Annotated in this window: 7 protein-coding genes; 3 read left to right on the forward strand and 4 right to left on the reverse strand. The window is 65.8% G+C overall.

The features are described from left to right. Positions 1–87 precede the first annotated feature (87 nt). The gene (locus BM222_RS25025; protein ID WP_092233633.1) at positions 88–1,212 is read right to left on the reverse strand and encodes a mandelate racemase/muconate lactonizing enzyme family protein; all 1,125 of its coding nucleotides are present in this window, start codon (positions 1,210–1,212) and stop codon (positions 88–90) included. A gap of 110 nt (positions 1,213–1,322) precedes the next feature. Further along, positions 1,323–2,759 carry a lipopolysaccharide biosynthesis protein gene (locus tag BM222_RS25030; protein WP_092233636.1) on the reverse strand — a complete coding sequence of 479 codons (1,437 nt, stop codon included), beginning with the start codon at positions 2,757–2,759 and terminating at the stop codon, positions 1,323–1,325. Positions 2,760–3,014: 255 nt separating this feature from the next. Here BM222_RS25030 and BM222_RS25035 point away from each other — a divergent pair, with 255 nt between their 5' ends. Next, positions 3,015–4,103 (forward strand): glycosyltransferase, encoded by a 1,089-nt coding sequence (locus BM222_RS25035; RefSeq protein WP_092233790.1) that lies wholly within the window; start codon positions 3,015–3,017, stop codon positions 4,101–4,103. Between the two features lie 104 nt (positions 4,104–4,207). After that, a complete protein-coding gene (locus BM222_RS25040) occupies positions 4,208–5,272 on the forward strand; it encodes an endo-1,4-beta-xylanase (RefSeq protein ID WP_244547235.1) in 1,065 nt (354 codons plus the stop codon). Here BM222_RS25040 and BM222_RS25045 read toward each other — a convergent pair whose 3' ends face one another. Beyond that, a complete protein-coding gene (locus BM222_RS25045; protein ID WP_092233642.1) occupies positions 5,273–6,067 on the reverse strand; it encodes a protein-L-isoaspartate O-methyltransferase family protein in 795 nt (264 codons plus the stop codon). Beyond that, positions 6,064–9,528 carry an ATP-binding protein gene (locus BM222_RS25050; protein ID WP_092233645.1) on the reverse strand — a complete coding sequence of 1,155 codons (3,465 nt, stop codon included), beginning with the start codon at positions 9,526–9,528 and terminating at the stop codon, positions 6,064–6,066. Before BM222_RS25050 ends, BM222_RS25045 begins: the two co-directional genes overlap by 4 nt. A 136-nt stretch (positions 9,529–9,664) precedes the next feature. On the opposite strand from BM222_RS25050, the gene BM222_RS25055 reads away from it, so the two are divergent. Next, positions 9,665–16,099 carry a non-ribosomal peptide synthetase gene (locus BM222_RS25055; RefSeq protein WP_092233648.1) on the forward strand — a complete coding sequence of 2,145 codons (6,435 nt, stop codon included), beginning with the start codon at positions 9,665–9,667 and terminating at the stop codon, positions 16,097–16,099. The last annotated feature ends 20 nt before the right edge of the window (positions 16,100–16,119 follow it).

The following is a 16,119-nucleotide window of genomic DNA, read 5'->3' on the forward strand; positions in this document are numbered from 1 at the left end:
GCGGCTATCAGTGCCGCCTCCAACATTCCGCGACAAGGAATAGAACGCAAGCAGGAACGTGTGGGATCGCTTGGTGACGGCGCCGGGTCACAGACTGCGATAGTCCGCGATCCCCGACAGGTCAGGCGTGAAACCAAGTCCCGGCTCCTCGCCGAGGGTGATCGCACCATCTGTTACATCGGTGACGGGGCCGCAGAACAGATCGCGCAGCGGGTTGTCGTTGGCATCGACCTCGAGCCAGCCGTCACCGCCGATGCCGGCGAGCAGATGCGCTGAGGCCAATAGCCCGATGCCGCCGCCGAGATAGTGTGGGCAGAAGGTCTTGCCCGATTGCAGAATGCCGCGTGCGAGGCCCGCGCAGGCGCTGAGCCCGCCCCATTTCGCGATATCGGGCTGAACCACGTCGAGCACGTCTTCAGCCAGGACTTCGCGGAACCCCTCCGCCCTGGAGATGTTCTCGCCCGCCGCGATCGGCATCTTCGCGCTCATACGCAGCTTGCGCCACTCCTCGCGCGGGCGGTCGGCACGGATCGGCTCCTCCAGCCAGCGCAGATCGAACGCGGCAAGCCGCGGCAGCATCTCCAGCGCCTGATCGACCGACCAGCCCTGGTTTGCATCGGCGGCGAGCATGCCGGCTCCGACGATGGCGCGCAGCGCGGAGAGATTGGCGAGGTCGGTCTCGGCACCGAAACCGACCTTCAGCTTCAGCGCGCGATGGCCGCGCTTGAGCGCGGCCTCGGCCGTCCGCGCGGCGCCGCCGGGATTGATGCCACTGGCATAGACCTTGATCCTGCTCGAGCGGCCTCCGAGCAGCCGCCACAGCGGCAAGCGCTGACGGCGTGCTGAGAGATCCCACAAGGCGAGATCGATTCCCGATATTCCTTGCGCAAACGGGCCGGGCTCCCCGCACTGAAGTGCGAGGACTTCGGTACCCCCAGTGAGAGCCTCGAAAGCTTGAGCGGGTTCGCTGAACTCCCGGCCCATGAGGCCCGGCGCAAGCACTTCATTGACCAGCCGGGCGCGATGTTCCGCGCCCGGTGCGGGGAAGTTGGACCAGGCCTCACCCCATCCCTCGACCCCATCTTCGTCGACGACGCGAACGAAGACGGCGGGACGGTTGAGCATCTTGCCGAACGACGTCACCACCGGCGTCGCCAGCGGATAGCGATAGCAGAACGCCTCGATCGAACGGATGGTGAAGCTATCAGTCATGATGCAGATCCTGCGAGACCACGCGCAGGCTAGCATCTCGGTTGATGCGCGCGAAGTCACCTTCATGCTCGGCATCTGTGAAACCCGAAAGCGCGCCCTCCACGGCGTGCCTATGCACCCAGCGCCTTGCGATTGAACGTCCGCAGGAATCGCAGCGACAGCGTCCGCACATTCGCGACGTTCAAAAGCCACGCAGCAGTGACGTAAGCAAGACCGCCGGCAAGGCTCACGGCGATCAGCGCCACGATGCCGGTGCCACTGACCTGCGAGCGCGCGACGAAGATCGCCCCCGCCATGGCCGCGGCCGACGCCCCAACACCGGCGAGCCTGGCGACGTCGAACGGCACGGGATGGGCCCGGTGCATCAGCCCGACGGCGACGACAAAGCCGATCACTTCGGTTGCGAGCGTCGCCAGCGCCGCGCCATAGATGCCGTAGCCTGCGACGAGCGCGACCATCAGCGCCGCGCTCACGACCAGAGTGAGGAACGACTGGGCCGCCAGCATGAAGGGCCGCTCGGCGAGCTGGAAGCTCAGCTGGACGTAGAATTGGTTGGCGATGCCGAAGAAGCGCGCCAGCACCAGCATCGGCAGCAGCGCGGACACGCCGGCGCGAAAATCGACGCCGACGAGCGTGCCCGCGACCTGGTCTGCCGCGAGCGCAAGCCAAATCGCGACGGGCGCAACGACGACGAGCAGCAATTCGAGGCTCTCGGTCAGCCGCTCCCGCGTCGCGCCACTGTTGTTCTCCGACAGAGAGCGGAACACCAGCGGCACGGTGGCCGCGGCAACGCTGCCGGCGATCATGACCATGAACTGGCGCGGCAGGTCGGCGGCAACGCCGAAAATGCCGGCAGCATCCTTGCCGAGCAGCCAGGCGACGATGAGCCGGCCGCTGGCCGAGTAGACCGCAACCGAGAGCCCCGCCAGCGTCAGGGGCAGACCATAGCGTGCGAGCTGCATGAACTGGCCGCGCGAAAAGCCCGCCATCCTGGTGCGATCGCCGACGAGATTGAGAACGATGCCAGTGAGCGAGCCGAGGCCGAACGCCGCGAGCAGGCCCATGCCACCCCAGCCCACCCAGATTCCGAGCAGCCCGAAGCCCACGCTCGACACGCTGCGCACGATCGAGATCGCCGCGAAGCGATAGGGCCGCAGCTTGGCGCGCTCGAACTCCTGGCCGACATCGACCGCGTTCGACATGATCGCGACGAACATGCTGGCGAGCACCAGCTCGACACTGACATCGCTGCGGAACAGGAACACCAGTGGGGTCGCGGCGCACATGGCGACCACCGTGAGCGCGAAGGCAACCATAGCGGTGCCGCGAAAATCCACCTCTTGCGACATTGCCTGATAGCGCGACACCGACAGCTTGATCCAGACGAAGAAGATCGCGCCCAGAATGCCGGCGATGCTCATGCCGACGACATAGACGCCGTACTCCGCCGGGGTCAGCAGCCGCGTGTAGGCGGTGACCGCGAAGAAACCCACCGCCGCAGGCAGGATATGGGCGACCAGATAGATGGAGAAATGGCGATTGAGCATGCGTGCACGGGACTGGCGGCGTTGAAATCGGCCGTTAATCAGTTGGACGTTGACGTGGTGGTTCGACTGCGCCGCAGCATCTCCCAAGATAGTCATTTAACTCTGCAGATCGGCCACCGAATGGGGCGGCCCCGCCGCTTTCGCGCGTTAGCGTTAAATTTGCCCTGTCCTTGAACGGGCCGCCGCGATCACCGAAAAGAAACCATGATTTCAGGTCGTTGCCCGACCTTCGGATAATGCGTGGACGTGACTGAGATGGACGTCGTCGAACGTTTACCGCCAAACCCGGCCGCCCTGCCCCATGGCGGGACGGACGTGTCCCTGGTGCCGGCCTCCCCTGCGGACGGGGGCGGGCGGATGACGCTCAATCTGTTCTTCGAGGAGCGGGACGACCGCTGGTTTCCAGGCGACCGCCACGTCCGGCCGCTGCTGCGGCGCATGCTGCTCGGCGAATCCTGGATCAGCGGTCAACGGCGCGTGTTCCTCAATCTCTGCGCCGGGCTCGACCGGGTCGGGATTCCCTATCGCCTCAACGACTACAGCTACATCCGGAAGCATCCGGAGGAGCTTGCCTGCATTCTCGGACGCCCGTTCGTGCTCGATCGGTTCGCATGGAAGAACCCGCTCCTGCTCGGCGTCGTCATGTACAACCATCCCGTGGACGTACCCGCGCATCACAAGGCCCCGCTTACCCAAACCATCCTGGTGCCCTGCAACTGGTATGCGGAGATGTGCCGGCCATACTGGCCTGACGTCCAGGTGTGGCCGGTCGGCATCGAAACCGATCTGTGGACGCCAACGCCAGCCGCACAGAAGAGTGTCGACGTGCTGCTCTATGACAAGGTGCGCTGGGAACACGAGCGCTATGAGAGCGAGCTGATCGGCCCGATGCGCCGGCATCTCGAAGCCGCCGGCCGCTCGGTCGAGGTGATCCGCTACGGCCGATACAAGGAAGACGACTACAGGGCCGCGCTGGCGCGCTGCCGCAGCATGGTCTTCCTCTGCGAGCATGAGAGCCAGGGCATCGCCTGCCAGCAGGCGCTGTCCAGCGGCGTGCCTGTGTTCGCCTGGGATCGCGGCGGCCCATGGCGGGATCCCGAGTACTTCCCGGACCGCGTGAGGTACGAAGGCGGCGTGTCCTCGGTGCCCTATTTCGACGCACGCTGTGGCCGCACGTTCGCCGACGCGGCCGGCTTCGGCTCCGGCTGGAGCGAGTTCTGGTCGCATGTGAGCGCGAGCGACTTCGCGCCTCGCGATTATGTGATGGACAATCTCACGCTCGAAAAGGGCGCGCTGCACTATTACCGCATCGCTGAAGCGGTGATGCAGCGCCAGTTGCGTTGAGACGGCCGCCCGTAAAAGTTTAACCCAACGAGGGGAAAACACGGCGTCGCAAGGCACCGCTTGGTACGATGGCGCGTTGGTTCCGGAAGGACTGCAGCCACGTCATGAAGCTCGACAGACGCGAACTTCTCCTCGGCAGCGCCGCCACGCTCGCGGCGGGCGCATCGGCATCGGCCGTGCCGGCATCGAAACTTGCGCAGCGCCGTCCAGGTTTCGGCGCGGCCGCGACGCTATTGGATTTGCAAGCCGATCCGCGCCTCGGCGAAGCCATCAGCACCTATTGCACGCAGGTGGTGCCGGTGCAGGAGCTGAAATGGCCGATGCTGCGGCCGGACGCGCACACCTTCGCTTTCGAGCGCGCCGACGCGATCTATGATTTCGCCCGGACGAACGACATGACCATGCGCGGCCATGCGCTGGCCTGGTATGCCGACATTCCGGACTGGACCAAGCAGATCAAGGATTCGAAGAGCGTCGAGCGCACCTACGTCGACCACATCAACACCGTCGTGTCCTACTACAAGGACAAGCTGACCTCGTGGGACGTCGTCAACGAGCCCATCCCTGACGATCCCAAGAGCGTCAAGGACCGGCGTGACACGTTCTGGACCCAGCATCTCGGCGATCGCTGGATTCCGCTGGCGTTCCGCACGGCCGCAGCAGCCGATCCCTACGTCAAGCTCGCGATCAACGAATACGACATCGAATCGGCGAAAGACTCGTTCGTCGCCAAGCGCGCCGCCTACCGCAACCTCATCATGGATCTGCTGGATCAGGGCGTCCCGCTGCACGCGGTCGGGCTGCAATCGCATCTGCATGCCGAACTCGAGATCGACACCCATGGGCTCGCCGAATTCGTCACCGAAGTTCGCTCGTGGGGCCTCGAGGTCTTCGTTACCGAGCTCGACGTCGACGACCAGAAGCTGACGGGAAGTCCCGCGGAGCGCGACGCCATCGTCGCCAAGCGCGTCGACGATCTCCTGACCGCGATCTCGACCAGCGGACCGGTCCGCTCGATCCTGACCTGGGGCATCTCCGACCGCTACTGCTGGATCAACGCCATGTTCAAGCGTCCGGACAAGCAGCCGAGCCGACCGCTGCCACTCGATGGCGAGTTCAAGCCGAAACCGTTCATGGATGTCATCAGCAAGTTCGCGAAGGACGCGTGATCAATCATCCGACGGCAGTCCCTGCGCGATGCCGCGAAAGCGCAGCGGCGCCAGCGCGGAGGCGCGCTGCCACCAATCGGCGACGCGATCGTCGAGCGCGGTGAGCCCGCGGCCCTGGCCGGGGAATATCCGGATCTGCTGCACCGCTTCGGCCTCGAACCCCTTGCCCTTGCGCGTGATCTTGAGCGCGGCGCCTTCGCGGTCGCGCTGCGTCAGCGGCACCAGCAGGCGACCGCGCGGGCGGAGCGAGGCAAGCCAGAGCGGATGCGGATGCGAGAACCCGGCGTGCACGATGATGATGTCGGCCGGCTCGCTGATGTCGCGGCAGCCGTCGCCGTTGATGACCTCTACATTAGAATAGGCGCGAAGGTATGCCGCGGCGCGCGATGCGAGCCGCGCGTTGCATTCGATGGCCTGCACCTTCCCCTTCGGCCCCACGATCTGCGAGAGGATCGCCGAGAAATAGCCGAGCCCGCAACCGATCTGGACCACACGGTCCTTCTCGCGGATCGTCAGCACTTCGATGAAGTGCGCCCATAGGCTCGGCAAACCCGTGTCGAGCTTGCGGCGCGCGTCGATCGCGACCAGCACATTGTCGTAGAGATGGATGGGATCGGCGTCGGACGTCAGGCGGTAGCTGCGCGCTGCCTCGCTCTTGATGCGCCACGGCCCTTTCGCCAGAAAATCCTCGCGCGGCACCGTCGCAAGGGCATTCAGCAGGCGTGGCGAGGCAATCCGCTCCCGCTTTGCAATCAGCGCGACATAGCGTGCACGCGCCGCGGAGAGGTCGCTCATTTCACCGGATCTGCCTGCGGACGAGCCGGCATGTCACCACCGAGCTCGTGCACGAGCTGCATCGCGAGCTTGAGGTCCGGCGTCAGGAATCCCTCGTTGAACTTGCCGACGATCGGCAGCAGCAGAAGGCTGGCATGTTCGCGCTTGCCCGATTCGTGCGACAGCCGCGCGAGACTCACGGCGGTTCTGAGCTCCCAGGACAACGCACCCTGCTTGCGCGCCGTCTCCAGCGACAGATCAAACAGATCTTCGGCCTCCTGCACCGAGACCTGATTGCCGTCCGACATGGTGATCTCGCCCTGCAGGCGATAGACCTCGGCGAGATAGGAGTGATCACCGGTCCGTCTTGCGGTTGCAAGCGCACCGTCCAGCGCGCGCAACGCAGCCTCGCGCATGCCGACCTTGGCATAGGCTTCCGCGAGCAGGCAGCGGAACCAGCAGCCGGCGAGCCAGGAATCCATCGCCTCATATTCGTCGAGGCCGACGCGCATCTGGCTGATACCCTCGTCGGCCTCGCCGAGCTGGGTCAGCGCCCAGCCGCGCAGGATCGCGGCCTGCTGCTTCCAGTGCAGGAAATTGTGCTCGGTGGCGATGATCATGGCGCGGTTGGCGTGGTCGCGCGTGCCCTCGATATCGCGCAGATGCTGGCAGAGATAGGCGCCGAACACCAACGCGAAGGCGAGCGAGAAGGGATGGCGGATCTTCTCCGCAAGCAGGATCGCCTGCTCGCTGTGCTGGCGCGCCGCGTCGGGCCGGCCAAGGAACCAGAGGAGATAGCCGAGATAGGACAGCGAAACGACGCCTGGATCCGTGCCGTGACGCTCCATCAGGTCGGAGTGCAGATCGGGACTGTAGAGATCGATGCACCGATTCAGATGATGCTGCGCCGCGGCGAAGCGGCCGCGGTAAAGCATGGTCATCGCGATCGAGCGGTGCGCCTCGATCAGATAGCCGGTTTGCTGCGGCGGTTCCGTCCGCTCCTTGAGCCGCTCCCGCTTGGCGAATTTCAACAGCTCGACGCTGAGGTCGTGCGCGCGGGTCAGATCGGCGCGGATGAAATGGCAGACCCAGAGCCCGCGGGTCGCGGCAAAAGCCTTTTCGTCGTCATCGAGCTGCTGGCCGAGCTCGAGCGCGCGGATATAGTTCTCCTCGACCTCCTGCACGGCATAGCCCTTGGCGGCGATCAGCGCGTTGCCCAGCGCGATCCGCAGCTCGAGCTCCATCTCGTCGGCGCCCTGCATCCGTGCATTGGCCTGCACGACGCTGAGGCCGCGGCGGAGATGGCCGATCGCCTCGAGATTGGCGCCGCTCTTGGCCGCCTGCTTGCCGGCCTTGAGCCAGAAGCTCGCGGCGCCCTCGCTCTGACCGGACTCGGTCAGATGATGGGCGAGCAGCTCCGGCTCGCGCTCGGTCTTCTCCGGATACATTTCGGCGAGAACATGCGCGATGCTGGCGTGCAGCTTGCGCCGCTCGCTGTGCAACAGGCTCGCATGGGCTGCGTTCTGGATCATCACGTGCTTGAAGGAGTAGAGCGCATCGGGCGGATGGCCGCGGCGCACGATCAGCCCGGCCTCCTCCAGATGAGCGAGCGCCGCCTCGATCTGCTCCGCCGGCGTGTTGGCGACTGCGTGCAGGGTCTCGTAGGAAAATTCGCGACCGATGGTGGCGCCGATCTGTGCGATCCGCTTGAACGGCCCCATCCGGTCCAGACGCGCCATCAGCGAGTCCGTCAACGTCGCCGGGATCGCGAGCTGCCGCCATGGGCCCGACAGCACGTAGCGCCCGTGGCGTTCGGTCAGGAGGTTGGATTCGAGTACCGTCTTGGTCAGCTCCTCCAGAAACAACGGCACGCCGTCGGTCTTGACGATGATCTCCTCCACGACTTCCTTGGGAAGCTCGCGGCCTGCAACGCGCTCGACCAGCGTCGTGCGCAGCGGCCGGCTCAGCCGGTTCAGCACCAGCGTCGTGACATGCGAATGCGCGTTCCAACTCGGCTGGAATTCCGAGCGCGCGGTGATGATGGTCAGGATCGGCCGGTTCTGCACCCGGTCGACCAAGAGGTCCACCACCTCGCGCGAGGTCGGATCGATCCAGTGCAGATCCTCGAAGGCCATCACCAGCGGCATCTCGCGCGCGAGCCCCAAGAAGTGGTTGACCAGCGCAGCGACGGTCGCGTCCTTCTGCTGCTGCGGCGACAGGTCCAGCGGTGGATAGCGCTCCCCGGTCGGGATCGACAGGAGCGCGGCAAACAGCGGCGCGACTTGCTCGATGTCACCATGCGCAGCGGCGATCGCATTCTCCAGGCTCGCCAGAGACAGCGCGGACACGTCCTCGCGATCGAGGCCGAGGGAGAATTTCAGCTGTTCGACGAACGGATAGAAAGCGGTGGACGTGTAATAGGGGGAGCACTGGAACGAGACCTGTCCATGCCGGTCGCCTGCGATCCGCTCGAAAATCTCCTGGATGATGCGCGACTTGCCGATGCCGGGCTCGCCGAACTTGACGACGACCTGGCCGTCGCCGTCCTTGACCTGCTGCCAGCGTCCCATCAGCAGCGCGATTTCCTCCTCGCGATTGACCAGCGGGGTCAGCCGCGTGCCCATGGCGGCGGCAAAGCGGGTCTCCACCCGCGTGGCGCGCATGACGTGCCAGGCCTGGGTCTTTTCCGAGATGCCCTTCAATGAATGAGCGCCGAGATTGCGATAATCGAACTTGCCCTTCAGCAAGGATTGCGTCGAGCTCGAGATCACGACGCCGTTGGGCGGCGCCAGCGCCTGCAGGCGCGCGGCAAGATTCACCGTCTCGCCGACCGCTGAATCGCGCTCTTCGGTGCCCTGACCCACGAGGTCGCCGACCACGACGAGGCCGGTCGCTATTCCGATGCGAACGGCGGGCGCGTGACTGAGCGCCCCGCGCGGCTCGATCGCACGAGCTGTCGACAATGCCCGTACGATCTCGAGGCCAGCGCGCACCGCGCGCTCGGCGTCGTCCTCATGCGCGGTTGGGTAGCCGAAATAGACCAGGATGCCGTCACCCACGAACCGCGCGGCGAAACCTTCGTAATGCTTGACCACGCGCACGCAGGTCTCGCGGAAGCTCGCAATCATGTCGCGCACGTCTTCGGGGTCGAACTGGGCGGACAGCGCGGTGGAATCCACCATGTCGCAGAACATGGTGGTGAGCTGACGCCGCTCGGCGCCGACCTCCGCACGGGTCTGCGGGCGTGGGGCTGCGGCCGGCATCTCCGCCGTCTCGGCCCGCATCAGCGCGGCCATTGCCCGTTGCAGCCGCTTGCGATCGCCGAGTGGCAGTCCAAGCTCGGCAAGGTCGGCCTCGGTCAGATCCGCCATGACGTCGAGATCGAGGCGATGTTGCGCGAACAGATCGGTGTAGTGGCCGAGGCCGACGCCTTCGAGCCAGCTCTTCAACCCGACTTCCGTCCCCGGCTCTTTCTCCAGCATGGTGATTCCACCCCGACACGCCCTCCGCCGAAGGGCTTAAGGTCCCTCAACCACAGATTTTGGGGCCTAAACTTCACCTCAGACTGGACGCGTTCCCTAACTCCAGGGAAGAATAGCCCAATCGGATCAAAAGGAAATGGCATTGTCGGGAATTGCATCCGGAGCGGCAGACGGAATGGACGGCGCGAGCGCCGAAACCGAGATCTTTGCCGATCTCGGCCGCGGTCTCGCCTTCCATGCGCGAACGATAGGCGCGGCGCCTGCTCTGCTCGCGCCCGGCCGGTCACCGCTGACTTATGGCGCGCTCGGCACTCGGATCGAGCACCTCGTCCAGACGCTGCGCGGGGTCGGCATTGCGCCTGCCGACCGGATTGCCGTCGCGCTCCCGCGCGGGGCTGACAGCGCACTGGCCTTGATTGCCGTCGCATCGGCCTGCGCTTGCGTCCCCATCAACCCGGACCTGACGGCCGACGAGTTGCAGCGGTATTTCAGCGAGCTGAAGCTGACGGCGCTGGTCACGCGGGCCGACATGAACTCGGCGAGTCGCGACGTTGCCAGGGCACTCGATATCGCAGTCATCGACTTCGTGCCGGGACCGGAGACGGATCTCGGGGGCTGCGAATTCATCGGCCCGACGATCGGTCCGGCCTGCACGAGCGGCGCGGCATGCGCCGACGATGATGCGTTCATCCTGCTGACGTCGGGCACGGCGGCACGGCCGAAAATGGTGCCGCTGACACACCGCAATGTGTGCCTGTCCGCACAGAATGCCGGTCGCGTATTGTCGCTCGCCCGGCACGATCGCCTGCTCAACGTCCTGCCGCTGTTTCACGCTCACGGCCTGATCTCCGGCCTGCTGACAGCGCTGGCCGCGGGCTCCAGCGTGATCGTGACCGGCGGCTTCGATGCACCGTCCTTCTTCGGCTGGATGCGGGACCTGCAGCCAACCTGGTACACGGCGGTACCGACCATTCATCGCGCGCTGCTGACGGCCGCCGAAGCGAACCCGAACCGCGCCCGGTCGTCCTCGTTGCGCGTGATCCGCTCGGCCTCATCCTCGCTGGCGCCGGCCATTCTCAATGGGCTGGAGGCGACGTTCGGCGTGCCCGTCCTGGAAACCTATGGCATGACGGAAGCGGCCTCGCAGATTGCCGCCAATCCGTTCGAGCTGCGCAAGATCGGCTCGGTTGGCCGCGCCGCAGGTCCTGAGATCGCGATCATGGATGATGCTGGCCGCACGCTTGCACACGGCGAGCGTGGCGAAATCATGCTGCGCGGACCGAATATGAGCCGCGGTTATCATAATGACGAGGCGGCGACGCAGGCCGCTTTCCGCAACGGCTGGTTCCGGACCGGTGATCTCGGCTATCTCGATGCCGACGGCTATCTCTTCATCGTTGGCCGCATCAAGGATGTCATCAACCGCGGCGGCCAGAAAGTCTCTCCGCTGGAGGTTGAGGAGGTGCTGCTGGCCCATCCGGCGGTGCTGGAAGCCGGCGTCTTCGCTATTCCCCACGCGAAGCTCGGCGAGAACGTCGCCGCAGTCGTGGTGCTACGATCCAATTCCGAGGCGACGTCCGACCAATTACGCCAATTCGCGCGCAAACGCCTCGCCGCCTACAAGGTGCCGAGCCTGATCCGCAGCGTGGCCGCGCTGCCGAAGGGCGCAAGCGGCAAGGTCAAGCGCAACGCGCTGGCCGAGCTGATTTCAGCGTCGGATGACCACGAGACGCAACTGCCGCGCGGCGAACTGGAGACCCAGCTCGCGGACATCTGGGCCAGCCTGCTCGAGCTCCCGCAGGTCGGCGTTGATCAGGATGTCTTTGCGCTCGGCGCGGATTCGCTCGCGGTCACGCAGATGCGCTCGCGGCTGCGCGAGCACTTCAACGTCGACTTCTCCTTCGAGGACATTTTTGACTGTGCTACGGTCGGCGCGCTTGCGGCCCGGCTCGAAAACACTGCGCATCGCGATCCCTCGCTGCCGGCATGGCGTCAGGCGGCTTCCGAGGCAGATGCGCCGCTGTCGTTCCAGCAGCAGCGGATGTATGTGCTCTCGCGGCTCGACCGGACACGGTACAATTATAACGTGGTCGAGGTCGCGCTGCTCAGGGGCGAACTCGACATTGCCGCGCTCCAGGCGAGCCTCGCGTCGATTTGCGAGCGCCACGAGGCGCTGCGCTCGGTCTTCGTCGAACGCGAGGGCGAGCCTGTGCAGCACGTGCTTCAGGCGCCGCCGCAATTCGAGCGGATCAAGTTGAGACCTTGCCCTCCGGATCGGCGGCCTGCGGTCGTCAGGCGCGAAGCCCTCCGGCTCGCGCAATATGAGTTTGATCTCGCCCGCGAGCCGCCGCTGAAGGTCACGCTGCTCTCGTTCGACAAGTCAAGCCATGCGCTCGTCGTCAATGTGCATCACCTCGTCACCGATGGCTGGTCGCAGCGCTTGTTCTGGGAGGCGCTTGCCGCCGGATATTCGGCCGCCCGCAAGGGAAGCGCTGCGGGGCTGCCTTCGCCCGGCTTTCAGTATCGCGATTTTGCACTCTGGCAGCAGGGTTGGGCGCAGACACCGGCCGCGAAAGAGCAGCTCGACTATTGGCGGACCCAGCTCGACGGCGTCACCACGCTGCCGTTGCGGACGGACCGGCCAAGGCCTGAAGTCTGGAGCGGCCGCGGAGCCCGTCATTATTTCGAGTTCACCAAGGCCCTTTCGGCCGACATACGCGCGCTAAGCCAGGACCAGGGCGTAACGCCTTTCATGGCGCTGCTCGCGGTGTTCCAGTGTCTGCTGTTCCGCCATACCGGGCACGAGGATGTCGCGACGGGTTCGCTCATTGCGAACCGCAACCAGATCGAGAGCGAGCGCCTGATCGGGCTGTTTGCGAACACGCTGGTTCTGCGCAACGATTTCGGCGGCGATCCGACCTTCGGCGAATTGCTGCGGCGGGTGCGGCAGGTCACTCTCGACGCCTACCGCAACCAGGACCTTCCGATCGAGGAGGTCCTGCGCGCGTTGCAGATCGCGCGAAGGAGCGATGGCAATCCGCTGTTCCGGATCATGTTCATCCTCCAGAACCCGTCGATCGAGGCCGCGCGCTTCCCCGGCCTGACGGCACGGCGGCTGGAAATCGACCCGGCAGTCGCACGCTTCGACATCACGCTCGAGCTGGTCGAAGCCGAGGGCCGCTTCAGCGGTTTCTTCGAATACGCCACCGATCTGTTCGATGCAGGCACGATCGAGGGCATGGCAGATCAGTTCAAGACCTTGCTCAAGGCGGCCATCGCCAATCCCGAGCAGCGGATCACGCGCCTGCCTCTGCTCACCGACGCCGAACGCCGGCGACTGCCTGCGAAAGGCCGTTCGGCTGATTTTGCGACGCGCGGCAATCTCTGCGAACGTTTCGATCAGCAGGCGAACGAGACGCCGAATGCCGTTGCTGTGTCCGACGGACTGTCGTCCCTGAGCTATCGCGAGCTGGTGCGCCGGAGCCAGGCGATCGCGCGCTGGTTGACGCGCGAAGGGCTCGGCACCGAGAGCGTGGTCGCCCTGCTCGCGGAGCGTGGGCCGAACCTGCTCGCCGCAATGATCGGCGTGCAGCGCGCAGGCGCGGCGTTCCTGAACCTCGATCCCGAGCAGCCGCCGGCGAGGCTCGCAATCATCCTCGGATCGAGCGGCGCAAAGGTGCTGCTGACCGGACGCGCACAGTCCACCATCGCCGGCGCGCTGCTCGAGCCGCTGCCCGAGCGCATCCAGGTCGCCGAGCTGGAGGACGCAATCGCGCTCAACCTGATCAAGCCGACCCGCACGAGGAGGCGGACAAGCACGGGCCTTGCCTATCTGATCTACACGTCCGGCTCTTCCGGTACGCCGAAGGGCGTCATGATCGAGCAGCGCGGCCTGACGAATCATCTGGCGTCGCTGATTGCCGAGCTTGGCCTCACGGCCAAGGACGTGATCGCGCAGACCGCGCCGCAGAGTTTCGTGATCTCGGTCTGGCAGTTCCTCGCCGGTCCCATGACCGGCGCGCGCGTCCATGTCTGCGGCAACGCAGTCGTGCAGGACCCGATGCTGCTCGCGCGCGAGATCGAACGCGAGGGCATCACGGTGCTCGAGATCGTCCCTTCGCTGCTCCGCGTCATCCTCGAACGCCTCGACGAGGCGCCGATGCTGCGTGCTTTCGCGAAGCTCCGGCTGCTGATCTCGACGGGCGAGCCGCTGCCCGTCGATCTCTGTCGCGCCTGGTTCGCCCGCTGCCCCAAGGTGCCGCTGATCAACGCCTATGGTGCGTCGGAATGTTCCGACGACGTCTCCCTGCACCGGCTGACCCGGGCGCCGGACGCGGCGACCAGCAATGTCCCGGTCGGCGCCCCCCTGCCCAACACGCAGCTCTACGTACTTGATCATAACCTGGAGCCGCAGCCGGTCGGCGTGGTCGGAGAGCTCTGCATCGGCGGCGCCGGCGTTGGCCGCGGCTATGTCAACGATCCCGCGCAGAGCCGGCAGCGCTTCATCCCCGATCCGTTCGCGCGCGAGAAAGGCAGCCGGATGTACCGCACCGGCGACCTGGCCCGCCGCCGCGCCGACGGGACGATCGAATGCCTCGGCCGTGCCGACCTCCAGGTCAAGGTCCGCGGCTATCGGATCGAGCTCAAGGAGATCGAGGCAGCACTCGCCGACCACGCAAGCGTGCGCGCCGGCATCGTCGAGCCGCGGCGTGACGGCAATGGCGATGTCAGGCTGATCGCCCATGTCGTCGCCAAATCCGGCAGCCAGGCCAGCGCCAACGAGCTGCGCGACTTCCTCAAAAGCCGGTTGCCAAGTCATGCGATCCCCTCGGCGTTCCTGTTCCTGGATCACGTTCCGCTCAATGCCCACGGCAAGCTCGATCGCTCCGCGCTGCTGGCACCCGCGCAACAGGAGGCCGCAGGCACTGAAGCCGCCGTGCCGGCCCGCCGCTTCACCGAAAAGGTGCTGTCCGACATTTGGATCGACCTGCTGAAGGTCGAGAGCATCGGTGTCACCGACAATTTCTTCGACCTCGGCGGCCATTCGTTGCTGGCGGGCCAGGCGATGGCGCGCGTCGCCCGCGCACTCGGGGTCTCGCTGCCGATCAAGACCATCTTCGAGGCACCCACGATCGAGAAACTCGCCCGGCTGGTCGACGAGGCCGTGGCCATGAAACCGCAAAAGCCCGCGGCGGACGTCCCGCGCCTCGCTGAAAGCGGACCTCCCGCGCCGTCGATTGCGCAGGACCAGATGATGCGGATCGAGCAGAACCTGCCCGGTCTGCCGCTGTTCAACCTGCCCTTCGCATTCCACCTCGAGGGCCCGATCGATCCGCGCAGGCTGGCGCAGGCCATCGACGACATCGTGCGCCGACACGAATCGCTGCGGACGGCCTTCGGCTGGAATGGCGGCGAGCCGGTCAGCCGCGTCGTCGCGCCCGCCGCGCTCGGGCCGGTCCTGACCGTCGAGACCATCGGCGACGGGCGACCGCATAACAACAAGCGGCGCAAGGCACTCGAGCTCAGGAAGCTCGAGCTCCTGATGACGCAGGAGACCTATACCCGGATCGACACTGCGCGAGCGCCGCTCCTGCGCGCACGGCTGCTGCGCTTTCACTCCGAGGATCACATCCTGCTGCTGACGCTGCACCATGCCATCGCCGATGGCTGGTCGGTCGGCGTGCTGTTCGAGGAATTGTCGAACTGCTATGCTGCGCTCGCGGGCCATCGGTCGGGACCTCCGCCAAGGACGCCGCTCGCGTTCTCCGACGTCGCCCGCTGGCAGCGCTGGTGGTGCGGCACCGAGGCGGCCCGCCGCCAGGCCGCGGACTGGGCCGAGAATCTGCGCGACGCAGCTCCCCTTTTTGACGGCGGAGCGCATCCGGGCGCATCGACCGGCCATCATCCGCTCAGCATGGCGCGTGAACTTGTCGCCGGGCTCACGGCCTATGCGCGCCAGCACAACGCCACGCTCTTCATGTCTCTGCTCACCGGCCTGAAGGTCCTGCTGCTGGCACGGACTGGACGCACGGACATTTCAGTCGCCACAGCCATGGCCAACCGCGCCCAGCCGGACACCGAGCGGATCATCGGCCCGTTGGAGAACACCGTGATCGTCCGCAGCCGAATGACCCCGGATCTGTCGTTCACGCAGGCCCTGGCGCGGGTGCGTCAAAGTGTGCTCGACGCGCATGCGCGCCAGGAGCTGCCGTTCAACATCCTGGCCGACCATCTGGAGCAGGAAGGCATCGATCCGGCATCGCTGCTCCAGGTCTATTTCACGCTGCAAAATCCGCTACGCCAGCCGCTCGACCTGCCTGCCGTCACGGTGCGATCGATTGGAAACGTGGCGCGCGAGGGCCAACCGGTGCTTCCGGTCGACCAGACCTGGCTCTCCCTGATGCTCAAGGAGCGCCCGACCGGGATCACAGGCACCTGCAATTACAAGCGCGATTTGCTCGACGGCGGCATGGTCGGCACGTGGATGGAGGATCTCGTCGCGCTGCTGGCGTCCGCCATCGCGCACCCCAATACGCCGCTCGACCGGCTGCTCGCGCGCAGAGCGGCATGAGCTGCGGTAAGGGCAGACGA

This window comes from Bradyrhizobium sp. Gha (assembly GCF_900113735.1).
Taxonomy (GTDB): domain Bacteria; phylum Pseudomonadota; class Alphaproteobacteria; order Rhizobiales; family Xanthobacteraceae; genus Bradyrhizobium.